Source organism: Oceanococcus atlanticus (genome assembly GCF_002088235.1).
Lineage (GTDB): Bacteria > Pseudomonadota > Gammaproteobacteria > Nevskiales > Oceanococcaceae > Oceanococcus > Oceanococcus atlanticus.
Genome location: NZ_AQQV01000002.1, coordinates 116,247 through 138,455 on the forward strand (window position 1 = coordinate 116,247; position 22,209 = coordinate 138,455).

Below are 22,209 nucleotides of genomic sequence, written 5' to 3' on the forward strand. Positions count from 1 at the left end.
ACGGCAACCCAACGGCGCGTGCTCTCTATGCCCGACCAAAAGCCGGCCAGTCGCTCCAGCCGCAGTGCCGGCCGGGTTCATGTTTTTGATATGGCATGCCTCTCTGAGGCGATCCGTTCTTGTGCGAATGTAAAGGCGACTCGCTGCACGGCTGCGGGGCGAATGGGGTCAACTCGCCCGGATGGCGAGTTGAGTTCCGCCAGGACAGGACGTCCTGTCGGAACGACCCCACCGAGCCCCGTAGACGGGCAGGCACCGCGCAGCGGCGAGTCGTCAGTCGCACAAGAATGGATTGACTCCCTCAACCTCAGGCAAACAACTCACCCGAAGCCGCCTTGTCCACCACGATCTGCGGTGGTTCGAAGCGCTCACCGTAGGCAGCCGCCAGTTCGCGACACCGGTCGACAAACTTCTGCGCCCCGTAGGTGTTGATGAACTGCAGGAAGCCACCGGTGTGAATCGGCGCACCGATCCCCATGATCGAGCCGATGTTGCCATCTGCCACGGTGCGCAGCACGTTGGTTTCAAGGCATTTGAGCGTTTCGATGACCTGACGGAACATCAAACGATCACCGATATCATCGTCGCTGATCTCGACATCGGCCTTGTAGTACTTGTCCAGCAGCGGCTGCCACAGCTGACGCTGACCGTTTTCGTAGTCGTAAAAACCGCCGCCGTGGTAACGCCCGCCACGCTGATGCTCACCGATCATGAAGCCCAGCACTTCGCTCATCGCTTCACGCTCGCCCCACTTGTCCTTGTAGCCCATCGCCTCCCAGGTTTCCCCGGCTTTACGCCCGAGCTCCAGACTGACCTCGTCGTGCACCTGCAGCGGCCCCACCGGCATGCCGATACCCTTGCCGATGTTGTCGACTCGAATCGGGTGCAGGCCTTCGCTGAGCAGACGCACGCCTTCATCCAGGTAGGTGCCGAAGGTTCGCGAGGTGAAGAACGCCAGCGAGTCGTTGACCACGATCGGGGTCTTGCGAATCTGCATGGTGTAATCAAAAGCCAGGGCGAGGGTCTCGCCCGAGGTTTTCTCGCCGCAGATGATCTCGATCAGCGGCATCTTGTCGACCGGCGAGAAGAAATGAATGCCGATGAAGTTTTCCGCATTGCGACTGGCTTCGGCCAGCTGGGTGATCGGCAGGGTCGAGGTGTTGGAGCCCCACACGCCATTTTCCGGCAGCTGGTCTTCGGTTTCGGCCAAAATCTTGTTCTTGAGCTCGAAGTTCTCGAACACCGCTTCGATAATCAGATCACAACCGGCAAGGTCATCAACCTGGTCGGTCGGCTTGATCAGGTCGAGCAGATCCTGTTTCTTCTGCGGGGTGGCACGACCACGCTTGATGGCCTTGTCCATCAGCATCTCGGAATACGCCTTGCCCTTCTCGGCGGCTTCCATGCTGATGTCCTTGAGGATCACTTCGATGCCGGCCTTGGCCGAGACATAGGCAATGCCCTGCCCCATCATGCCGGCGCCCAGCACACCCAGCTTCTTGACCTTCTTCTTGGGCACGTCTTTCGGACGGCTGGCGCCCGAGTTGATCTGATTGAGCTGGAAGAAGAACGTGGTGATCATGTTCTTGGCTTCCGGCGTGCCGACCAGCTTGGTCAGGCCACGGCTTTCAACCTTCAGCGCGGTGTCGAAATCCAGACGTGCGGCCTCGGCCATGCAATCCAGAATCTCGATCGGGGCCGGCAGCAGTCCACGGGTTTTCTTGACCGTCATGGTCGGCGCCATCATCAGCACCTGCGCCATCTTGGGATGATCCGCGCGCCCGCCCGGAATCTTGAAGCCCTTGCGATCCCACGGCTGTACCGCCGCTTCGGCATTGCTCTTGTTGTCGAGGATCATCTTCTTGGCGGCCGGGACCAACTCATCCAGCGACTCGACCGTGGCATCGACCAGCCCGGCCTTGCTGGCCTTGGCCGGATCGAGCTTCTTGCCTTCCAGCAGATACGGCGCGGCCGCTTCAATACCCAGCAAATTGGTCAAGCGAACCACACCGCCACCGCCCGGCAGCAGGCCCAGTGTGACCTCGGGCAAGCCCACCTGCACCGAACGATCATTCCAGGCCACGCGGTAATTGCAGGCCAGGCAAATTTCGTAACCACCGCCCAGAGCCGCGCCATTGATGGCCGCCACCACCGGAACCGGCAGTTTCTCCAGACGCCGCAACTGATCCTTGATCTTGTCCAGCGAGGCCATGAAACGCGCCTCGTCCTTGCCCTTCTCGAAGGCCAGCAGGCCGTGCAGATTGCCACCGGCAAAGAACACCTTCTTGGCCGAGGTGATCACCACACCGCTCAGCCCTTGTTCCGCCTCAAGCTTGGCCACGGTCTCGCCCATGGCCTGCTCATATTCTTCATTCATGGAGTTGACCGGCCCGGTCATGTCCATGGTGATCGTCACGATGCCGTCGGCATCCTTGTCGTACTTGAAAACACTCATTTTGATCTACTCAATTCGTTGATTCGGCCAACGTGGCTGCAGGTGCGTGATTTTCGTGGGCTGGCAAGGCGGCGCGGCGCGCAGGGAGGGCGCGTATTGAAATACGCAACCGACCGAGCACGGCGCCAACACGGCCAGCACGCGAAAAGCGCGTGCATTCAGCCGCGTTTAGAGGCGTTCAATGATCGTGGAAATCCCCATCCCACCACCAACACAAAGCGACAACATGCCGCGCTTGAGATTGCGCCGCTCCAGCTCATCCAGCACGGTGCTCACCAGCATGGCGCCGGTGGCGCCCAGCGGGTGGCCCATGGCGATGGCGCCGCCGTTGACGTTGGTAATCTCATGATCGATGTCGAGGTCTTTCATGTAGCGCAGGGCGACTGCGGCAAACGCTTCATTGATTTCCCACAGATCAATGTCGTCCTTGGTCATGCCTGCGGTTTTGAGGCATTTCTTGGCTGCAGGACCCGGGCCGACCAGCATGATGGTCGGATCGGTGGCAACGATCGCACCGGCGACAATGCGCCCGCGCGGGGTCAGCCCCAGATCCTTGCCGATGGACTCGTTGCCGATCAAGACGGCACTGGAACCGTCCACAATGCCGGAGGAATTACCCGGCGTGTGCACGTGGTTGATCTTGCTCAGGCTGTTGTACTTGCGCAGGATCACATCGTCGAAACCCATGCCCCCCATCATTTCGAAGGACGCTTTGAGCTGGCCCAGGCCTTCCATGGTGGAATCCGGCTTGATGAAGTCATCACGCTCAAGAATCATCTGGCCATTGGCATCGCGCACCGGCATGACCGACTTGTCGAAGTAGCCGTTGTCGCGGGCATGAGTGGCGCGACGCTGCGATTCCAGCGCGAACGCATCAACATCTTCGCGGCTCCAGCCTTCCAGCGTGGCAATGGTGTCGGCACCGATACCCTGCGGCACAAAGCCGGTGTCGGCAACGAAGCCCGGGTCAGACACCCAAGGACCGCCATCACTGCCCATGGGCACGCGCGACATACTTTCCACGCCACCGGCAACCACCAGGCTTTCCCACCCGGACATGACCTTCTGGGCCGCGCTGTTGACCGCTTCCAAACCCGAGGCACAGAAACGGTTGAGCTGCACACCGGCCACATTTTCGTCCCAGCCGGCGTTTTGAACAGCCAGCTTGGCAATGTCTGCGCCCTGCTCGCCGACCGGACCAACGCAACCAAAAATCACGTCATCGACCTTGCTGGTATCGAGATCGTGGCGTTGCTGCAGGCCTTTGAGCAGACCCGAGGCCAGATCGATCGGCTTCACTTCATACAGGCTGCCGCCTTTCTTGCCTTTGCTGCGCGGCGTGCGTACCGCATCGTAAATATAGGCTTGGTGACTCATGTCCCTTCCCGGTTGTGTACAAGACAGGCCCCGGAGTGTGCGCCCTGCACCTCAACCTAACAATGATGCGATCGCTCAAAAATAGACATTTTACTCCACCAGTCACCGCGGCGGATTGTGCGCGCAAACGGCGCAATGCCACTTAGCTATTGCGGTACTCGAGCATCACCAAGGTGGCATCACGCTTTACCGCATGGGTATCGACATGAATTAGAAACTCTTCCCAGATGGTGGCCTCGGCCTCCTCCAGCGGGCGCGCGGCGGTGATCTCCAGCAAGGTCGAAAATCCTCCGGCATGGTGCGTTTCGAAGACATCGAGCAAGCTGGCGGAGGCCGCAATAATGCGGTCGCCAGGGCTGAGATGATCCGACCAATCGGACAACGGCGCCTCGTTGTACTCGGCACTCAGCTGATAACCCAGCGGCATGCCGACCTGCACGTGGCCGTCTACGCGTTTGACCAGGTACAGATGCGAGCGATTGACGCTGCGCGCCTGAATTGCACCATCACGGCCAAGCTCGACCACACTGCCGTGTATGGTGCGCCCGAGCATGCCACGGGTCATGTAGTTGACCAGCCGCTGGCGCTCATCGCTGGCCGAGGCGGATAAGGTTTCCGCCTGCAGGGCCCAGTCCAGCAGCAGGGCCTCATAGGCGGTCAACACGTCATCACCTTCCACCGTGGCAAACAGAAAGTAACTGTCGGTCGGCGTATCCGGCTCAGCCAGGCGAATGTCCGTGGTGTCGCAGCGCACCGGCCCGGCCCGCAAACGACGAAACTGAACCTGATAGCTGGGGGTGGCTTTGGCTGGCACCCACAGTGAATCCTGGGCGCGTGACATCGCAGCCAGATCAGCCACCGTCTTGCGATTGAGATTGCCGATGCATTCCGCGGCCTGAAACTGACGCCGCATCAAATGAGCCACCCACAGGATGAACGGCGCCCCGCACAGCACGGTACTGATCAGCCAGACATTCTGTGAATGCGTGACCCAATCACGCGAGGGACCCGCCGGCATCTGATGGACATAGACATTGAAAACCAGCCAGATCATCAGGGCAAAGGCCACCGCAAGACCGATCGCCAGGGCCCACATCGCCTTGTGGGAATGAATACGCAACGCAGGCAGGCGCGCCGTGCGCCGGGTCAGACTGTTCATGACCGTCCTTGAGAATTGAACGCCTCCCGCGAAGCAAGATGCGGGCCAGCTGCCCGCAGGCCCCGCCCTAGCCGCGCCAGAACCCAGCGGTCAGCAGCACCAGCACGGTCATGACCTCCAAGCGCCCCATCAACATGCCCGCCGACAGTGCCCACTTGGCCGCGTCGGGTAGGCTGGCGAAGTTGCCGGCCGGGCCGACGATTTCGCCCAGCCCCGGCCCCACATTGGTGACTGCAGTGGCCGCAGCACTCAGGCTGGTCACACCATCCAGACCCAGGCTGGACAGAAACATGGCCAACACGCCGATGGTGGCGAAGAACGCAAAGGAGAACGCCACCACCGACCGCATGATGTCATCGCCCACCACCCGGCCGTTGTAGGTGTTGGGCAGCACACGGCGCGGGTACGCCAGTTGCAGCAACTGACTGTGCAGCAACCGCACCGCCAGCTGAAAGCGGAAAATTTTCATGCCGCCCGAGGTTGAGCCGGAACAGCCACCTATAAAAGTGAGATAGAAAAACGCCACTACGGGCAGCTGCCCCCAGGTGGTGTAGTCATCGGTGGCAAAGCCGGTGGTGGTCACCACCGAGACCACATTGAAGGTGGCCAGCAGCAAGGCACGCGGCGCATCGGCCTGCCCGGTCAGGCTCAGCCAGGCGGCCAGAAATGCGCTGGCAGCCAGCACAAACACCAGGAACGCCCGCACCTGCTCATCGCGAAAAATCACCAGCGGCTGATCACGCAGATGACGCACGTACAGCATGAACGGCAAACCGCCAAGCAACATGAAAACAATGGCCACGATGTGCAGTGACGCCTGATGGAACTGCGCAAACGAAGCATCCGAGGTCGAATAGCCGCCAGTGGAGACCGTGGTCAGGGCATGATTGACCGCATCAAACAGCGACATCCCGAAAACCACGTAGAGCAGCAGGCAGGCCAGCGTGAGACCGACGTACACGCTGGCAATTGAGCCGGCCACCTGACGGGCCCGCGGCATGGCCTTCTCCGACCAGTCCGAGGATTCGGTCTGGAACAGACGCATGCCTCCAACCTGCAGAAACGGCAGTATGGCCACGCCCATGACCACAAAGCCGATGCCGCCCAGCCATTGCAAGATCGAACGCCACAGCAAAATGGCCGGAGCGTGCTGATCAAGTTGGACCAGCACCGTCGAGCCGGTGGTGGTGATCCCCGACATGGTTTCGAAGAACGCGTCGGTCACGCTGATGTGTTCAACAAACACCAGCGGTAGCGCCGCCACCGCACTGACCACCACCCACACCGTGGTGGTGAGCAGGAACATCTGGCGCGGCAACATGCTGTGCAAAACCGGCCGAAAGCCGCGGAACAGGATCAGGCCTATGGCCAGGGTGGCCAGGCTGGTGAAACCGAACTCGCCGGCGCCAGCAGTAGCGGTGGCCGCGGCCAGCAAGGCCGGAACCAGCATGAACAAGGACAGGATGGCCAGCAGCAAGCCGATTGCGAAGCCGATCGGCGCAACCCGCCTGATCACACTGTCGCTGGTCATTCCGGTCAGAGGTGCGGACTCATTTGAGCGCATCACGGCCGGCCTCGGTCAGGCGCCAGCGTCGTGCGGTGTTTTCCAGCGGCAGCATCTGCGCTGGCAGGGATTCGATCAAACCGCGCTCGCGCAGATTCAGCAAGGTGGCCGACTCGCCCGGCTCGCCGCTCAGCGGCAGCCCGCGCTGAATCCGGCGCAGTTGACGCCACTCGGATTCCGATAAGCCGCTCATGCCTTCATGCCTTGTCCCGAACCAGCGTGCTGCGGGCCCGCATGATATACCCATCAGCGCACCGCAAGCTAAGCCTCGCGCTGTGCGAACACGCCCAGAATATGCCGCCTCAGCCACTGATTGGCGGGGTCGTCATCCACATTCTCGTGCCAGTAAACGTAGCCTTCCGGCGGCGGCAGATCGAGCGGAAACGGCAGGATCAGGAAATCGCCGGCCCGGTTGGCCACCTCGGCATAGCCGCGCGGCATGGTCAGCACCAGATCGTTATGACGGACCACTTCCAGGGCCGCAAAGTAATGCTGGCAGCGCAGCTGGATATGCCGGCTGAGCCCGTGGCGTGATAACTCCATATCTTCGATGCCACCGCCAGAACGGCGCACGGTGGCCAAAATGTGGCCCTCAGCCAGATAGTCCTCCAGCGTGGCATGTATGTTCAGGCGTGGATGTCCGGCGCGACAGACCACAACCAGCGGGTCGAACTGCACACGCTGACGCAAAATTTTGTCCGACACGGGCAAATGCATGTCCAGCGCGACATCAAGATGGCCATTGGCCAGTTCCGATTCGAGCGCGCGCCGGTCGGTCTGGATCGAAGCCAGATCGATCTGTGGCGCCTCCGCGCTGATGCTGCGCTGCAGGGCCGGCATCAGCAGTGGCTCACTCACATCGCGCATACCCAGGGTGAATTTGTGCGGTGTGGTAGCCGGATCAAAGCGGTTGAGATCAGACAGCATCAGATCCACGTCGCGCAGGATGTCGCGCACCGGCCGGGCCAGATTGCGTGCGGTCGGTGTCGGCACCACGGCGCGCCCCTCGCGCACGAACAAAGGATCACCCAGGGCGTCGCGCAAGCGATTCAAGGCATGGGAGACGGCCGGCTGGGTCAGATGCAGCTTGCGCGCCGCCGGCGTGATACCGCCTTCGCTGAAGATGGCGTCAAACACCACCAGCAGGTTGAGGTCTATCTTACTGACATTCACAGAATGAATGGCTCGGCATAGATCAAATACATTTGATTGATTTTAAGAGCGTTCTTATGCTGCCGCCACCTCTGCGCAGCTCAGCCCTGCGCCCGCACCACTCCTGGAGACCCGCATGAGCACCAATCGCCAGTTCAAACTCGCCCAACGCCCTGTCGGCACACCGACCCGTGACAACTGGAGCTACGAAACCAGCCCCGTTGCCGAGCCGGGCGACGGTGAATTCCTGGTTCGGGTGCGCTACCTGTCACTCGATCCGGCCATGCGCGGCTGGATGAACGAAGGCAAATCCTATGTCCCGCCGGTGGGCATCGGCGAGGTCATGCGCGCTGGCGCGGTAGGCGAAGTGGTCGCCTCGCGGCACGATGGCTTCGCTGTTGGTGACACCGTCAGCGGCCTGTTCGGCGTGCAGGACTATGCCATCTCCAACGGGCGTGGCGTGAACAAGGTCGACCCCAAAGCGGCGCCGCTGCCGTTGTACCTGGGCACCCTGGGCATGCCCGGCATGACCGCCTATTTCGGCCTGCTTGAAGTGGGCAAATGCCAGGATGGCGAAACCGTCGTGGTGTCGGGGGCCGCCGGCGCGGTTGGCTCGGTGGTTGGGCAGATCGCCAAGATCAAGGGCTGCCGTGTGGTCGGGATTGCCGGCGGCGCCGAGAAATGCCGCTATGTGGTTGACGAACTGGGCTTTGACGCCTGCATCGACTACAAGACCGGCGACGTCAAAGCGGGCCTCAAACAGCACTGCCCCGATGGCATTGATGTGTACTTCGACAACGTTGGTGGCGACATCCTCGATGCGGTGCTGACCCGCCTGGCCATGCATGCCCGCATCGTGATCTGCGGTGCGATCTCGCAATACAACAACACCACCCCGGTTAAAGGCCCGAGCAATTACATGTCCTTGCTGGTCAATCGCGCCAGCATGACCGGCATGGTGGTGTTCGACTGGGCAGCCCGCTATGGCGAAGCGGTGACCCAGATGGCGCAGTGGCTGCAATCCGGCCAGCTAAAATCACGCGAGCATGTGGTCGAAGGCCTTCAGAATTTCCCCGAGACCCTGCTGATGCTGTTCAATGGCGAGAATTTCGGCAAGCTGGTCCTGGAAATCGATGAGCCAAACTGACGCCACCCCCACAGATATCGACAGCGGCACGGTCAGCGCCAACGGCATCTCCATCGCCTACGAACGCTGGGGCGTGCCCACAGATCCGGCGGTGCTGCTGATCATGGGCTTGGGTGGCCAACTGGTGATGTGGCCGGATGCCCTGTGCAAGCAGCTGGTCGAAGCCGGTTTTCAGGTTATCCGCTTCGACAACCGCGACGTCGGGCTGTCCAGCCATTTTGACCACTGCGGCAAGCCCAATATTGCCCGCATCGCGCTGGCCGCCGGACTCGGCCGCCGCCCGAACGTGCCCTACAAGCTCAACGACATGGCCCAGGACAGCCTCGGCCTGCTCGACGCGCTGGGTATCGCCAAAGCCCATGTGGTGGGCGTATCGATGGGCGGCATGATCGCCCAGCTGCTGACCACCTGGTATCCCGAACGGGTCAGCAGCCTGACCGCGATCATGACCTCCAGCGGCCACCCTCGCCTGCCCGGGCCGAGTCTCAAGCTGCGACTGCGCCTGCTGCGCAAGCGCGCCAGCGACACCGAGCAGGCCATTCGTGACTCCATGCAGACCTTCCGGCTGATCGGCAGCCCCGGCTACCCGCAGGACGACGAAGAGCTGCGCGCCAAGGTGGCCCAGCAGATCCATCGCAACATGAACCCGCAGGGCACGGTGCGCCAGATGGCGGCCATTTTGGCCTCCGGCAGCCGTGCCCGGCTGCTGCAAAAAATCGCCGCCCCGACGCTGATCCTGCATGGTCAGGACGACCCCTTGATCCCGGTCGCCGCGGCGCACGATCTGGGCCAGCGCATCCCGCACGCGCGCAGCGTGATCATCGACGGCTGGGGCCATGATCTGCCCAACGCGTTGATGCCCCGGCTGGGGCGCGAGATGATCCACCACTTCCGTCTGGTCTGAGGTTTGCCGCCAGCCCCGCATGGCGGGATACTTCGCGCACTTGTGATCACGCGAAACCCGCATGCCGCCGCAATACGCTGAGCCCACTGGCTGCCCTTTGGGCTCCTGCTGAAACGCCCCATGCGCAAGATCGTGCACATCGACATGGACGCGTTCTACGCCTCGGTCGAACAACGCGACAAACCCGAATTGCGCGGCAAGCCAGTTGCCGTGGCATGGCGCGGCCAACGCTCGGTGGTCTGCGCTGCCTCCTACGAAGCACGAAAATTTGGTGTGCGCTCAGCCATGCCCGCATTGCGAGCCGAGCGACTTTGCCCAGCGCTCGAATTCGTCGCGCCGGACTTCAACCGTTACCGCGAAGTCTCGCGTCAGGTGCGCGAAATTTTCGCCCAGCATACGGACCTCATCGAGCCGCTTTCACTCGATGAAGCCTACCTTGACGTAACCCAGAACAAGCAAAATATCGCCACCGCCAGCGAAGTGGCCCAACGTATTCGCAAGACCATTCGTGAGCAGCTCAATCTGACCGCATCGGCGGGCGTTGCGCCAAACAAGTTCCTGGCCAAAGTGGCCTCAGACTGGCGCAAACCCGACGGTCAGTTTGTGATCAAGCCGCACCAGGTCGATGCCTTCCTGCACCCTCTGCCGGTGGCACGCATTCCCGGCGTTGGCAAGGTCATGCAGCGCCGTCTGGCCGCTCTTGCCATCAGCACCGTTGGCGATCTGCGTGAGCACTCGCGCGAAGACCTCAGCCGTCACTTTGGCAGCTATGGACAACGTCTGTTTGATCTGGCGCGAGGCCACGATGTGCGTCCGGTTCAGCCACACCAGCCGGTGCAGTCGGTCTCGGCCGAAGACACCTTCGCCGACGATCAACCGCTGCACGAGCTGCGCCCCACAATCGAGCGCCTTGCACTCAAGGTTTGGACTGCGCAGCACAAAACCCCGCGTGTAGGCCACACGGTGGTGCTCAAACTCAAAACCCGCGAGTTCCGCATTCTGACCCGCAGCCACACACCGGCCTCGCCACCCCGCTCTGCCGATGAGCTGACGCACATTGCTCTGTCGCTGCTGCAGCGTGTCGAGTTGCCCTCTACACAGCTTTACCGACTGGTCGGTGTTGGTCTGTCCAATTTTCGCGAAGCCTTGGACGAGCCCCAGCAGGCTACGCTCTTCGAATTGTCATAAAGGCTTCATCAAACTGTCGCATGCCCGCCCTAGAGTGACGGGCTGAATGAAAGCTCTTGCCTGCCTTATCCCCCTCGTCCTGCTGGGCTGCGCCAGCACCGCTCAGCGTGATGGCGCGCGATTCAATGCGCTCGGCGACGTCATCGAATTGCCTGCGTCGCAACCGGTTCTGGGACCTCGTCGTTTCGGCTTTGACTGTGGCGTGCTCCTGCGCGACGACTTCACGCGCTTTCATGAGGGCGAGTGCCAACGCCAGCTCAGCGGCGCCCGACAAGCCCGTCAAACTCGCGAATTGGCCGTGCACGACGTCACACCAGAAGGCTAGTCCGCAGCACCATCTGCGGTTACTTTAAGCGCATGAAGCGTGCGCCAGACAAGTCAACAAGCCCTCCCCGTGCAAGCGCCCTGGACCCACAGATTGCGGCCCGGCGTAAACGTGTTTGGCGGCCAATGCTGCACCCGCACGCGCAACGCAAACTGCCCGCGGCGCTCCGCCCCCTGCAGGTTTACCAACGCTGCGTGGAACTTGGCCAGGGATTAGAAGACCCGGCTTACGCGGCCCTGCTCTGTGCCATCGATCAGACCGAGTTCCACAGCGACACTCAGGCCACGCCATTTTTCGACGGGCACAGTGCTTTTGCGGCCATGCTTGCGGACATCCAGGCAGCACAGCAGGAAATCCTGCTCGAAGCTTACGTATTGCGCGGCGATGCCACCGGCCAAGCCGTTCTCGACGCCTTGCGCAAGGCTGTCGCCCGTGGTGTCGAAGTGCGCGTGCTGGCGGATGCGTTTGGCTCGTCTCAGACTCGCCGCCAGTTCTGGTCGATGTTTCGTCGCAGCGGTAGTCGATTTCGGCTATCACGCCGGCCGATGTACGCACCGCGTGGGCTTTTACCAATACTCGATCACCGCAAACTGCTGATCGTGGACCGACGCGTCGGCTTTACCGGCGGCATGAACATTGGCGATGAATACCACGATGGTCGCCCCGGCGAAGCGGCTTGGCGCGACACGCATGTGCGCCTGCAAGGCACCATCGTTTCAGACTTGGCCGCCATCTTCGCAGAGAGCTGGGAGAGTGCTGGCGGCAAACCACTGGCGTGGCCAAGCAGCCACCACAAAACGCGTCCAGGTTGCCGCACGCTGGTGCTGGATTCGCGCCCCGGCCGCGGCACCAACGAAGTCTTCGCCAGCTATGCCGCAAGCCTGGGCGCGGCGCGCCAGCGGGTGTGGATTACCAACGCTTATTTCGCACCCAGCCGCGCCATACTGGCGCTACTCAAACACACGGCTCAGCGCGGTGTAGACGTACGCTTACTGCTGCCCGGGCACTGCGACATTCCGATCATTCGCAGCGCCACTCAAGGTTATTACCACGAGTTGCTAAGCGCTGGCGTCCGCATCTTTGAATATCAACGCGCCGTATTGCACGCCAAGACGGTACTGGCCGATGCCCAACTGGCCATCATTGGCTCAACCAATTTCGACTTTCGCTCGTTCAATTTCAATGCCGAATGCAATGTGCTGTTTCATGACACGGGCGTCGCTGACCAGTTGGCGCGCGCGTTTAGTCGCGACCTTGAAGTTTCGCTCGAAGTCGATATGAACATCTGGAAGAAGCGCTCGCGCTGGACCCGACTGAGCGCCTGGCTGGCGCGACGCTTTGCCTACTTCATGTAGGCAGAATAATCCCTGAGGGCAGTTCAACATCGACCTGCACCGGCAGGTGATCAGACCAGCCAAACGGCGTTGCCGAGGCCGAAACGAGGCGAAAACCAGGCGTCACCAGCACATGATCAATTTGCCGCCGAGGGCGCCAGCTCGGATAGCTGTGTGAGGGCTCGGCGGGCAATATGAAGCCGCGTTCACGCAACACCGGATGGGCTTCAAGCTCACCCTCATCACAGTTCAGATCGCCCATGAGAATGACGTGCTCATCGCCCTGGGTGGCCTGCACGATGTGGCTGAGCTGACGTGCCCGATCAGTGCGCCCCAGGGCCAGATGAGTCACCACAATCGCGATGTGACCGTGACTGACCGGCAGTCGGTAAATCACCGCCGCACGCCCCGGCACCCGCCCCGGCAGACGCAAAATTTCGACCTCACTCAAGGCGCGGCGGCTCAGCACGCCCATGGCATGACGCGCGAACGGCCCAAGACGGCGGTGACCATGCGCATGCCAGTACGGGTACTCCGCATGTGTCGCCAGGTGGTCAAGAAGGTTGACCGAGCGGGTGCGATAGCTACCCAGATCAGCCTCCTGGATGGCCACCAGATCATGCCCGCGCAGCATCTGCGCCACCGGAGCCAAGTCGTCGTTACGCCGCCACGATGGCAACACGTGGCGCCACGAACGCGCCAGGTACTCGCCAACATGACGGGTCCGAATGCCGACCTGCATGTTGTAGGTCATCAGGCGCAGATGTCTTTGCGGGTCCAAGGTCTGTTCTTGCATATGCCGATAGGGTTCGCGCAGTCCTGCCGCTATCATGCAACGCAAACACAAGCTTTTCGATCACGCATGGGGATTTCACATATGAACGCCGACAGTTCGACCCGCTACGGAACGCTCACGCGCATCCTGCACTGGAGCATGGCGGCTCTTTTTGCGATCCAGTTCACCTCGGCCATGGCGCACTACGGTTTCGAGGACAGCGCCTTCGAAGCCTTGTTCTGGCCGTGGCACAAACCTCTAGGCTTCGTGCTGCTGGTACTCGCCGCGCTGCGCCTGGCGTGGGCACTGGCACAACGCACCCAGCGACCGCCATCGGTGAGCCTGGCCGCGCGCCTGGGACATATCGCCCTGTACCTGCTGATGATTTCCATTCCGGCCCTGGCCCTGATCCGTCAGTACGGCTCAGGTCGCAGTTTCGAGCCGTTTGGACTGCCACTGATGGGCGGATTCGACGGCGCCAAGATCGATTGGATGGTCGATCTGGGCAGTCTGCTGCATGGTGAGCTGGGCTGGCTGCTGTTTGTGCTGGTCTGTGGCCATGCTCTGATGGTGCTGATCCACCGCATGCAAGGCGCGCAGCATGATGTGTGGCCCCGCATGTGGGGCAAGCCGGACTGAATGGTCATGCAAGTCTGGGTTGATGCCGATGCCTGTCCTGTTCCGATCAAGGACATTCTGTTCCGTGCCGCGCAGCGGCAAGGTGTTACCACCACATTGATCGCCAATCATCCGATGCGGGTCCCACCCAGCCCACATATCAGCCTGCGTCAGGTGGCTGCTGGATTTGATGTCGCCGACAACGAAATCGTGCGCTGCGTACAGGCTGGCGATCTGGTCGTTACTGCCGACATCCCGCTGGCCGCCGAAGTCATCGCCAAGGGCGCCCTCGCCCTCAACCCGCGCGGAGAAATGTATACAGCTGACTCAATCAAGGCGCGCCTGACCATGCGGGATTTCATGGAAACCCTGCGCGCCAGCGGCGTGCAGACCGAAGGGCCAGCGCCCTTACATGCACGCGACCGGCAGGCCTTCGCTAACCAACTCGACCGCTTCCTGGCGCAACACGCGAAAACCGCCCCGGACTAGTTTTTAGCCGGTTTGCGTTTGCGCTTCTTGTCCGGCTTGTTGGCAGCACGACGCTTGGGCGGCTGGGTCGGCGTGCTTGCCGATGTCCGCTCGCCGGCCAGGCTCATCTTCAGCTTCTGTCCGGCAACCCAAACTTTCTTGAGGTGACTGAGGGTCGCTTTGGGCATACCCTCGGGCAAGGCCACAATGCTGTGATCCTCATAGATGTCGATGCGCCCAATGTGCTGTGCATCCAGTCCCGCTTCATTGGCAATGGCGCCGACCAGATTGCCCGGTTTGAGCTGATGCTGCTTGCCCACCTCAACCCGGTACAACTGCATGCCACTCGGTGCAGCAGCGGCTGTGCCTTTGCGTTCGCGCTTGCGTTCCTGAGCTTTGACCTTGCCTTCGGCACGTTTCTCCGCTTTGGGCTTCTCCAGCAGCAACGGCTTGTCACCCTGCGCCAAACGCGCCAGAGCCGCAGCGATATCAAGCGCCGGAACGTTGTGCTCCTGCTGGTACTGCTCAATCAACTGCGAGAACAGACCCACATCGCCCTCAGCCAAGGTGTCGGTGATCGACTGTTTGAACTGCGCGATGCGCTTGTCATTGATGATTTCGGTCGACGGCAGCGCCATCTTGTCGATCGGCTTGCGCGTAGCTCGCTCAATCACCGCCAGCATGCGGCGCTCACGCGGGGCCACAAACAGGATCGCCTCGCCTGATCGACCCGCGCGACCGGTGCGACCGATGCGGTGCACATAAGCCTCGACATCGTGCGGGATGTCGTAGTTCACAACATGGCTAATGCGCGGCACATCCAGCCCACGCGCCGCCACATCGGTGGCCACGATAATGTCGAGCTTGTGATTCTTGAGCTGCTCGACCGTGCGTTCGCGCTGCTTCTGAACCATGTCGCCATTCAGGGCTGCGGCAGCAAAACCACGTGCTTCAAGCTTGTCCGCCAATTCCTGGGTAACCAGCTTGGTACGCACGAAGATGATCATGGCGTCGAAGTCTTCGGCCTCCAGGATACGGGTCAGCGCATCCAGCTTGTGCAAGCCGGCAACCGGCCAGTAGCGCTGCCGGATGGTTTCGGCCGTAGCCGCCTTTTGCTCAATGCGGATCAGCTCAGGCTCGCGCAAATGCTGTTTGGCGATGCGCTGAACCTGGGTCGGCATGGTGGCCGAAAAGAGCGCAATCTGACGCTCGGCCGGCGTGCGCTCAAGTATCCATTCCACGTCGTCGATGAAACCCATGCGCAGCATTTCATCGGCTTCGTCCAGAACCAGGGTACGCAAACCCTCAAGCTTCAGCGTGCCCCGACGCATGTGATCCATAACCCGCCCGGGCGTGCCGACCACAACCTGGGGGCCGCGCTGCAAACCACGCAACTGACCACGGTAATCCTGACCACCGTAAATGGGCAGCACATGAAACCCGCGCATCTTGCTGGCATAGGTCTGGCAGGCTTCGGCCACTTGAATAGCCAGCTCTCGGGTCGGCGCCAGAATCAGGGCCTGGCAGCGCGCATCGTCAAGATCAATCTTGGACAGCAGCGGCAGCGCAAAAGCGGCCGTCTTGCCTGTTCCTGTTTGCGCTTGCCCGATCAGGTCCTGCCCGGACAGCACGATGGGAATGGTGCGCTGCTGAATCGGCGTAGGGGTTTCGTAGCCCACGGCGGCCAAGGCCTGCAATACGGCGGGCGCCAGCTCAAGCTGGTCAAAGGTGGTCATGCTGTCGGTCATCTGGAAAACCGGAAAGAAAGTGTGGAACCGGTTCCTGCACAGCCTCAAGGGCTGCCGACTGGTCTGAAGCGCGCAATTCTACGCCTTATCAGCGCACAGGTCTGCGCGTCTTGTTATGTTTCGTTTCCATATTTAGTTGTCGACCGCTGCAAGGACACGTTTCATGACACCGCACATCACCCGTACCCTGGTCGCACTGTGTGTTGCGCTTGTATCGCTGGGGGCGCTGGCACAGGACAACGTCAGCGCTGAGCCGCCAGCGCCGCAGGTTACGGAGCAAGCACCCGAGAAGATCTCCACGTTCCGGGAAAACTGGATCCTCAGCGAGCTGCGTAGCCTGCGCCACGACATGATGGATTATCGCAATCAGATGAATGCGATCGTGGTCGATCGCGAACTGGAAGTGGCCGACAAGGCGATGAGCTACGCATCGAATACCGTGCTGACCTTCTTTTACGTTGTCGCCGTCGCCGGCGGTATTCTGGCGATTGTCGGCTGGCGCAGCGTGCGTGATCTGAAAGACAACGTCCGCATGTATGCCGAAGGCGAAATCAGCCGCCTGACCAGCGTGTACGAAAAACGGCTGGCCGATCTGGAACGCGACCTGCGCAGCAAGTCACAGACCATCGCCGCAAATCAGGATGAAATCGAGCGCACCAACGAAATTCACAGCTTGTGGCTGAAAGCTGGCAAGGAACCCGGCACGGAAAACAAGATTGCGATTTATGACCACATTCTTGAACTGCGCCCGGATGATGCCGACGCGCTCGCCTGGAAAGCTGACGCTGCACTGGAACTTGGCGAGCAACGCTGGGCTCTGAGCCTGTGTGAGAAGGTGCTGGCCAATGATCCTGAAAATGCACACGCGTTGTATCAGCAAGCCTGTGCACACGCCGAACTTGGTGAATCCAACGCGGCGCTCGACGATCTGGAACGTGCCGTCGCACTGCAACCGGCTTGGGTACGCCACGCCGAAAACGAGCCGCATCTGCGCGCGCTGGCTGACAACGAACGCTTCCAGCAGATCCTCAAGCATCAAGAGACCTAAGCTCGGCCGCCGAGAGCCACACCGCAGTGCACATGAACAACCCGCCGCAATCTTCGTCAATGCACGCAGCAACCGATCGCGTAGTGCTGTTTGATGGCGTCTGCACGCTGTGCTCGGCGTGGGTGCATTTTGTGCTGCGCTTCGACCGTCACCAACGCTTCAAACTGGCGGCGGTGCAATCACCGGCGGGGCAAGCCATCCTGACCGCTCATGGCCTGCCGACCGACACCTTCGACACCATGCTGCTGGCTGAAGGGCCACATATTTACACCCGCTCCACAGCTTTTTTGCGCGTCATGCGTCAACTGCCGTTGCCCTGGCCTCTGGTCTGCGTAGTCGGACTGATACCCCGTGTGCTGCGCGACAAGCTCTACACCCACGTTGCACGCAATCGATACCGCTGGTTCGGTCGCCGTGACCAGTGCCTCGTGCCGAGCGACCGCCATGCCCACCGTTTCCTGCCGGATCACGCCCCTGCGCAAGCCCGCTGACGACGCATGGATTGTCTGCGCTGGTCAATAACGGGTTCCGTGCGCAAACACACGGAACCCGCCCTGTTCAGATCAAGCCAGATCGAAGCGATCTGCGTTCATCACCTTGGCCCACGCGGCAACGAAGTCACGCACGAACTTTTCGTGACTGTCGTCCTGGGCGTAGACCTCGGCATAGGCCCGCAGGATGGCGTTGGAACCGAACACCAGATCAACCCGCGTGGCCGTCCAGCGCAGCTTGCCCGTGGAGCGCTCGCGCACTTCGTACAGGTTATTGCCGGTCGGCACCCAGGTGTAAGCCATGTCGGTCAGATTGACGAAGAAGTCATTGCTGAGCACGCCCTCGCGCGCGGTGAATACGCCGTGCTTGCTGCCGCCATGGTTGGTACCCAGAACACGCATGCCGCCCACCAGCACGGTCATTTCGTGTGCGCTGAGGCCGAGCAACTGGGTGCGATCCAGCATCAACTCTTCGGCGCTCACGCGGTAGTCCTTCTTCAACCAGTTACGGTAGCCATCGTGCACCGGTTCCAGCACGTCGAACGAGGCTGCATCGGTCTGCTCATCGGTGGTATCGCCGCGGCCTGGTGAGAACGGCACCTCGATGTCGACGCCCGCCGCCTTGGCCGCCTGCTCGATGGCCACGTTGCCGGCCAGCACGATCACATCGGCAACACTGGCACCACTGTCGCGCGCCAGGCCTTCAAGCACGTCGAGCACCCGGGCCAGACGCTGCGGTTCATTGCCTTCCCAATCCTTCTGGGGCGCCAGACGAATACGTGCGCCGTTGGCACCGCCGCGCATATCGGAACCACGGTAGGTCCGCGCGCTGTCCCAGGCCGTCGCCACCAGCTCGTTGAGCGGCAGACCGCAGGCTGCGATGCGGGCCTTGAGCGCGGCCACGTCGTAGTCACTGCGACCGGCCGGCACTGGATCCTGCCACAGCAGATCCTCGGCCGGCACGTCGGGGCCGATGTAGCGCGCCTTGGGCCCCATGTCGCGGTGGGTCAGCTTGAACCAGGCGCGAGCGAAGACCTGCGAGAAGTAATCCGGGTCGTTGTAAAAGCGTTCGGAAATCTTGCGGTAGGCCGGATCCATCTTCATCGCCATGTCGGCGTCGGTCATGATCGGGTTGTGCCGGATCGAGGGGTCCTCGACATCGACCGGGCGATCCTCATCCTTGATATCGATCGGCTCCCACTGCCAGGCACCGGCAGGACTTTTCTTGAGCTCCCACTCGTAGTTGAGCAGCAGGTGAAAGTAGCCGTTATCCCACTGCGTGGGGTGTGTGGTCCAGGCACCTTCGATGCCACTGGTCACGGTATCGCGGCCAATCCCGCGCTGGGTTTTGTTGTTCCAACCCAGACCCTGATCCTCAAGCTCGGCCGCTTCCGGATCGGGCCCCAGCAAGGCCGCGTCGCCGTTGCCGTGACACTTACCCACGGTGTGTCCACCGGCGGTCAGGGCCACGGTTTCTTCATCATTCATAGCCATGCGGGCGAAGGTCACGCGCACGTCCTGCGCGGTCTTGAGCGGGTCGGGGTTGCCATCCACGCCCTCGGGGTTGACGTAGATCAGCCCCATCATCACCGCCGCCAGCGGGTTTTCCAGATCGCGCTCGCCCGAGTAGCGGCTGTTGGGGTTGTCGCTGGGCGCCAGCCACTCAGTTTCCGAGCCCCAGTAGGTGTCCTTTTCCGGGTGCCAGATGTCTTCACGACCGAAGCCGAAACCAAAGGTTTTCAGACCCATGGATTCATAGGCCACAGTCCCGGCCAGAATGATCAGATCAGCCCAGCTGATCTTGCTGCCGTATTTTTTCTTAAGCGGCCACAGCAGGCGTCGCGCCTTGTCCAGGTTGACGTTGTCCGGCCAGGAATTGAGCGGCGCAAAGCGCTGATTGCCAGTGCTGCCACCACCGCGCCCGTCAGCCTCGCGATACGAGCCGGCGGCGTGCCAGGCCATGCGGATCATGAGGCCACCGTAGTGCCCCCAGTCGGCCGGCCACCAATCCTGGCTGTCCGTCATCAGAGCGTGCAGATCCTGCTTCAGCGCTGCGACATCCAGGCTGGAAACCGCCTCACGGTAATTGAAGTCTGCCCCCAGCGGATTGGTTTTGCTGTCGTGCTGGTGGAGGATGTCCAGATTCAGGGCCTTGGGCCACCAGTCCATGCTGGATTGACCAACAGCGGTGTTGCCGCCGTGCATGACCGGACACTGACCGGCAGATGATGTGTTGTTTGCAGACATGCGTGCTCTCCTCATGGGGATGGACTGTAGTCGCGCGCACATCAATGGCGATATGCACCTTGATTGATAGCCTAATGCAATATTATTTTGTTTTTAAATTGTATTTATAAATATTAGAGATTGCTCAACACTATGCATCCTGCGCCTGCGCCCGGACCGGCGACAGCCACGGCCACTTTCAGGCGAAGTCGCTGAGCACGATCTTGCCATGCAGCGTTTCTGACTCCACCGCGCGGTGGGCCGCGCGCAGGTTGTGCGCGTTGATCGGTGAACGCACATCCGTGAGCGTGGTGCGCAGGTGCCCGGCATCAATCTGCTCGGCAATGTGATTGAGCAAATGGTGCTGCTCAATCATGTCAGGGGTTTGAAACATGGCCCGGGCAAACATGAACTCCCAGTGCAGGCTGGCCGCTTTGGTCTTCATTTTGTCCATGGCCGTCGGCAGATGGGTTTCATCGATGGTCACGATGCCGCCTTGCGGACGGATCAGCTCCACCGCTTCATCCCAGTGGTGCATGTCGTTGAACACCGCAATGTGATCGACAAAGCGCAGGCCCAGTGCCCGCACCTGCTCGACCAGCGGCTCCCGATGATTGACCACATGATCTGCGCCCAGCTCGCGCACCCAGTCGATGGTGAGCGCGCGCGAGGCCGTGGCGATGACCTTGAGGCCAGCCTGCTTGGCCAGCTGGATACCGATGGAGCCAACACCGCCACTGGCGCCAATGATGAGCAGCGACTGTCCAGCATCGGCGCCATCTCGATCGATCTTCAGGCGATCAAAGAATGCCTCGTAGGCGGTGATGGCCGTGAGCGGCAGCGCGGCAGCCTGGGCAAAGCTCAGACTGGCCGGCTTGCGGCCGACGATGCGCTCATCGACCAGCTGGAACTCGGCATTGGAACCCGGCCGAGTGATGTCACCGGCGTAGTAGACCTCATCGCCGGGTCGAAACAGGCTGACCTCTTCGCCTACCGCTTCGACCACGCCGCTGGCATCAAAGCCCAGCACGCGCGGCGGATCTTCGCGCGTCTGGCCTGCGGCGCGCACTTTGGTATCTACCGGATTGACCGAAACCGCGCGAACCGAGACCAGCAGATCCCGCGCACCCGGCTCGGGCTTCGGCATATCCAGATCAAGCAGCGCTTCGGGATGGTCAATCGGCAGATGCTGAATCAGGGCGACGGCTTTCATGAAGGTGCTCCGCTAGGGCTTGGGGCTGCCTACTCTAGAGCCTGAGCCGGGCAAACCGGTAACCCTGCGGCGCAGTACGCAGGCTCAGGCTCTGACCAGCTCGCAGGCCTGCCCTACGTGCTCGCGCAGCAGCTCGGCAAAGCGCTTGACCCCGCGCCCGCAACGCTGCGGCTGGGCCACGATCAGATACATGGTCACCACCCGCTCCTGGCCGTCCAGCGGCAAGGGTTTGAGCTGCCCGCTGCGCAATTCTTTGTGAATCTTGTCCTCCACCATCCAGGCAAAACCATAGCCCTGACACAGGGCGTGGATGGAGGTGGCCATGTTGCTCACGGTCCAGCGTTGTTTGGCCTCGATGGTCAGGGCGGTGGTTTCGCGCGTGCTGCCGGTGTCTCGCACCACGATATGACGGTGCTGACGCAGATCGCTCAGACGCAGCGGCCGCGACAGACGATGCAGCGGATGATCCGGATGGGCCACCGGCAGCACCCGCATCTGCATCAGCACATTGCCGTGAAAGCCCGGGGGCACCACCGGCGCCACGGCGAGATCCACCTGACCGGTGAGCAGGGCTTCGGACGTCCCACCCATCACCGACTCGGTCAGTTCGATGCGCGTGCTGGGACTGTCGCGGGCAAACAGATCCATCGCGCTGAGCAGCAGCCAGGTCGGGAAAATGACTTCCGCAGCGATGCGGATCTGCGCTTCCCAGCCCTGAGCCAGCGCATCGGCGACCTGCTCCAGGCCCACCGCTTCCTCCAGCAAGGTGCGGGCCTGCTGGTACAACTGCCGCCCGGCCGTGGTCAGCACCGCCTTGCGTCCCTGCACCTCGAACACGGCAATACCGAGCACGGCTTCGAGTTTCTGCACCGCGTAGGTCACCGCCGACTGGCTCTTGTGCAGGCTCTGCGCCGCCTGTGCGTAGCCACCGGCGTCCACCACGGCGACCAGCGCGCGCCACTGCTCAAGGGTGATTTTGGGATGCATATATATCCAATATACTGATTGTTTAAGCCA

20 protein-coding genes are annotated in these 22,209 nt (G+C 61.5%); 9 read left to right on the forward strand and 11 right to left on the reverse strand.

The window, feature by feature from the left end:
- Window positions 1-307: 307 nt before the first annotated feature.
- The 6 genes from ATO7_RS07790 to ATO7_RS07815 all read right to left on the reverse strand — a co-directional run bounded on the left by ATO7_RS07790 (window position 308) and on the right by ATO7_RS07815 (window position 7,728).
- Entirely contained in the window at window positions 308-2,455 is a 2,148-nt protein-coding gene (locus ATO7_RS07790; protein ID WP_083561128.1) for a 3-hydroxyacyl-CoA dehydrogenase NAD-binding domain-containing protein, read from the reverse strand.
- Between the two features lie 168 nt (window positions 2,456-2,623).
- Window positions 2,624-3,832, reverse strand: a complete 1,209-nt coding sequence (locus ATO7_RS07795) for an acetyl-CoA C-acetyltransferase (protein WP_083561129.1) — start codon at window positions 3,830-3,832, stop codon at window positions 2,624-2,626.
- A 142-nt stretch (window positions 3,833-3,974) separates the two neighbouring features.
- Complete coding sequence (locus ATO7_RS07800) at window positions 3,975-4,991, reverse strand: hypothetical protein (RefSeq protein ID WP_083561130.1); 1,017 nt, start codon at window positions 4,989-4,991, stop codon at window positions 3,975-3,977.
- Window positions 4,992-5,058: 67 nt separating this feature from the next.
- The gene (locus ATO7_RS07805) at window positions 5,059-6,522 is read right to left on the reverse strand and encodes a TrkH family potassium uptake protein (protein ID WP_083561131.1); all 1,464 of its coding nucleotides are present in this window, start codon (window positions 6,520-6,522) and stop codon (window positions 5,059-5,061) included.
- Between the two features lie 19 nt (window positions 6,523-6,541).
- Complete coding sequence (locus ATO7_RS07810; RefSeq protein WP_083561132.1) at window positions 6,542-6,748, reverse strand: hypothetical protein; 207 nt, start codon at window positions 6,746-6,748, stop codon at window positions 6,542-6,544.
- 68 nt (window positions 6,749-6,816) lie between these two features.
- Window positions 6,817-7,728, reverse strand: coding sequence for a LysR family transcriptional regulator (locus ATO7_RS07815; protein WP_083561133.1), 912 nt, complete (start codon window positions 7,726-7,728; stop codon window positions 6,817-6,819).
- Window positions 7,729-7,843: 115 nt separating this feature from the next.
- On the opposite strand from ATO7_RS07815, the gene ATO7_RS07820 reads away from it, so the two are divergent.
- From ATO7_RS07820 to ATO7_RS07840, 5 genes are all read left to right on the forward strand, one after another.
- Entirely contained in the window at window positions 7,844-8,854 is a 1,011-nt protein-coding gene (locus tag ATO7_RS07820) for an NADP-dependent oxidoreductase (RefSeq protein WP_083561134.1), read from the forward strand.
- Window positions 8,841-9,758 carry an alpha/beta fold hydrolase gene (locus tag ATO7_RS07825; RefSeq protein ID WP_083561135.1) on the forward strand — a complete coding sequence of 306 codons (918 nt, stop codon included), beginning with the start codon at window positions 8,841-8,843 and terminating at the stop codon, window positions 9,756-9,758. Before ATO7_RS07820 ends, ATO7_RS07825 begins: the two co-directional genes overlap by 14 nt.
- Before the next feature lie 120 nt (window positions 9,759-9,878).
- Window positions 9,879-10,946, forward strand: a complete 1,068-nt coding sequence (gene dinB, locus ATO7_RS07830) for a DNA polymerase IV (protein WP_083561136.1) — start codon at window positions 9,879-9,881, stop codon at window positions 10,944-10,946.
- A gap of 46 nt (window positions 10,947-10,992) precedes the next feature.
- A complete protein-coding gene (locus tag ATO7_RS07835) occupies window positions 10,993-11,271 on the forward strand; it encodes a hypothetical protein (RefSeq protein ID WP_083561137.1) in 279 nt (92 codons plus the stop codon).
- A 125-nt stretch (window positions 11,272-11,396) separates the two neighbouring features.
- Window positions 11,397-12,626 carry a phospholipase D-like domain-containing protein gene (locus ATO7_RS07840; RefSeq protein ID WP_158523102.1) on the forward strand — a complete coding sequence of 410 codons (1,230 nt, stop codon included), beginning with the start codon at window positions 11,397-11,399 and terminating at the stop codon, window positions 12,624-12,626.
- Here ATO7_RS07840 and ATO7_RS07845 read toward each other — a convergent pair.
- Window positions 12,619-13,386 carry an endonuclease/exonuclease/phosphatase family protein gene (locus tag ATO7_RS07845; RefSeq protein WP_206044843.1) on the reverse strand — a complete coding sequence of 256 codons (768 nt, stop codon included), beginning with the start codon at window positions 13,384-13,386 and terminating at the stop codon, window positions 12,619-12,621. The genes ATO7_RS07840 and ATO7_RS07845 overlap by 8 nt on opposite strands.
- Window positions 13,387-13,482: 96 nt before the next feature.
- Here ATO7_RS07845 and ATO7_RS07850 point away from each other — a divergent pair, with 96 nt between their 5' ends.
- Complete coding sequence (locus ATO7_RS07850) at window positions 13,483-14,019, forward strand: cytochrome b (RefSeq protein WP_146680229.1); 537 nt, start codon at window positions 13,483-13,485, stop codon at window positions 14,017-14,019.
- A 6-nt stretch (window positions 14,020-14,025) separates the two neighbouring features.
- A complete protein-coding gene (locus ATO7_RS07855; RefSeq protein ID WP_083561775.1) occupies window positions 14,026-14,487 on the forward strand; it encodes a YaiI/YqxD family protein in 462 nt (153 codons plus the stop codon).
- Here ATO7_RS07855 and ATO7_RS07860 read toward each other — a convergent pair.
- Complete coding sequence (locus tag ATO7_RS07860; protein WP_083561141.1) at window positions 14,484-16,214, reverse strand: DEAD/DEAH box helicase; 1,731 nt, start codon at window positions 16,212-16,214, stop codon at window positions 14,484-14,486. The two genes, ATO7_RS07855 and ATO7_RS07860, sit on opposite strands and share 4 nt — an antisense overlap.
- Window positions 16,215-16,377: 163 nt before the next feature.
- Here ATO7_RS07860 and ATO7_RS07865 point away from each other — a divergent pair, with 163 nt between their 5' ends.
- Complete coding sequence (locus ATO7_RS07865) at window positions 16,378-17,262, forward strand: tetratricopeptide repeat protein (protein ID WP_083561142.1); 885 nt, start codon at window positions 16,378-16,380, stop codon at window positions 17,260-17,262.
- A 59-nt stretch (window positions 17,263-17,321) separates the two neighbouring features.
- Window positions 17,322-17,753, forward strand: coding sequence for a thiol-disulfide oxidoreductase DCC family protein (locus ATO7_RS07870; RefSeq protein ID WP_146680288.1), 432 nt, complete (start codon window positions 17,322-17,324; stop codon window positions 17,751-17,753).
- Window positions 17,754-17,825: 72 nt separating this feature from the next.
- On the opposite strand, the gene katG is transcribed toward ATO7_RS07870, so the two are convergent.
- From katG to ATO7_RS07885, 3 genes are all read right to left on the reverse strand, one after another.
- On the reverse strand, window positions 17,826-20,000 hold the full coding sequence (gene katG, locus ATO7_RS07875; RefSeq protein ID WP_083561143.1) for a catalase/peroxidase HPI: 2,175 nt from the start codon (window positions 19,998-20,000) through the stop codon (window positions 17,826-17,828).
- Between the two features lie 178 nt (window positions 20,001-20,178).
- On the reverse strand, window positions 20,179-21,192 hold the full coding sequence (locus ATO7_RS07880; RefSeq protein ID WP_083561144.1) for a zinc-binding alcohol dehydrogenase family protein: 1,014 nt from the start codon (window positions 21,190-21,192) through the stop codon (window positions 20,179-20,181).
- 84 nt (window positions 21,193-21,276) lie between these two features.
- Window positions 21,277-22,179, reverse strand: a complete 903-nt coding sequence (locus tag ATO7_RS07885; RefSeq protein WP_083561145.1) for a LysR family transcriptional regulator — start codon at window positions 22,177-22,179, stop codon at window positions 21,277-21,279.
- Window positions 22,180-22,209 lie beyond the last annotated feature (30 nt).

Coding starts and splice junctions, on each gene's coding strand:
- ATO7_RS07790 (WP_083561128.1), bottom strand. CDS start 2,455: ATGAGTGTTTTCAAGTACGACAAGGATGCCGACGGCATCGTGACGATC.
- ATO7_RS07835 (WP_083561137.1), top strand. CDS start 10,993: ATGAAAGCTCTTGCCTGCCTTATCCCCCTCGTCCTGCTGGGCTGCGCC.
- ATO7_RS07820 (WP_083561134.1), top strand. CDS start 7,844: ATGAGCACCAATCGCCAGTTCAAACTCGCCCAACGCCCTGTCGGCACA.
- ATO7_RS07805 (WP_083561131.1), bottom strand. CDS start 6,522: ATGACCAGCGACAGTGTGATCAGGCGGGTTGCGCCGATCGGCTTCGCA.
- ATO7_RS07840 (WP_158523102.1), top strand. CDS start 11,397: ATGCTGCACCCGCACGCGCAACGCAAACTGCCCGCGGCGCTCCGCCCC.
- ATO7_RS07810 (WP_083561132.1), bottom strand. CDS start 6,748: ATGAGCGGCTTATCGGAATCCGAGTGGCGTCAACTGCGCCGGATTCAG.
- ATO7_RS07860 (WP_083561141.1), bottom strand. CDS start 16,214: ATGACCGACAGCATGACCACCTTTGACCAGCTTGAGCTGGCGCCCGCC.
- ATO7_RS07850 (WP_146680229.1), top strand. CDS start 13,483: ATGAACGCCGACAGTTCGACCCGCTACGGAACGCTCACGCGCATCCTG.
- ATO7_RS07825 (WP_083561135.1), top strand. CDS start 8,841: ATGAGCCAAACTGACGCCACCCCCACAGATATCGACAGCGGCACGGTC.
- ATO7_RS07865 (WP_083561142.1), top strand. CDS start 16,378: ATGACACCGCACATCACCCGTACCCTGGTCGCACTGTGTGTTGCGCTT.
- dinB (WP_083561136.1), top strand. CDS start 9,879: ATGCGCAAGATCGTGCACATCGACATGGACGCGTTCTACGCCTCGGTC.
- ATO7_RS07855 (WP_083561775.1), top strand. CDS start 14,026: ATGCAAGTCTGGGTTGATGCCGATGCCTGTCCTGTTCCGATCAAGGAC.
- ATO7_RS07795 (WP_083561129.1), bottom strand. CDS start 3,832: ATGAGTCACCAAGCCTATATTTACGATGCGGTACGCACGCCGCGCAGC.
- ATO7_RS07880 (WP_083561144.1), bottom strand. CDS start 21,192: ATGAAAGCCGTCGCCCTGATTCAGCATCTGCCGATTGACCATCCCGAA.
- ATO7_RS07800 (WP_083561130.1), bottom strand. CDS start 4,991: ATGAACAGTCTGACCCGGCGCACGGCGCGCCTGCCTGCGTTGCGTATT.
- katG (WP_083561143.1), bottom strand. CDS start 20,000: ATGTCTGCAAACAACACATCATCTGCCGGTCAGTGTCCGGTCATGCAC.
- ATO7_RS07885 (WP_083561145.1), bottom strand. CDS start 22,179: ATGCATCCCAAAATCACCCTTGAGCAGTGGCGCGCGCTGGTCGCCGTG.
- ATO7_RS07870 (WP_146680288.1), top strand. CDS start 17,322: ATGCACGCAGCAACCGATCGCGTAGTGCTGTTTGATGGCGTCTGCACG.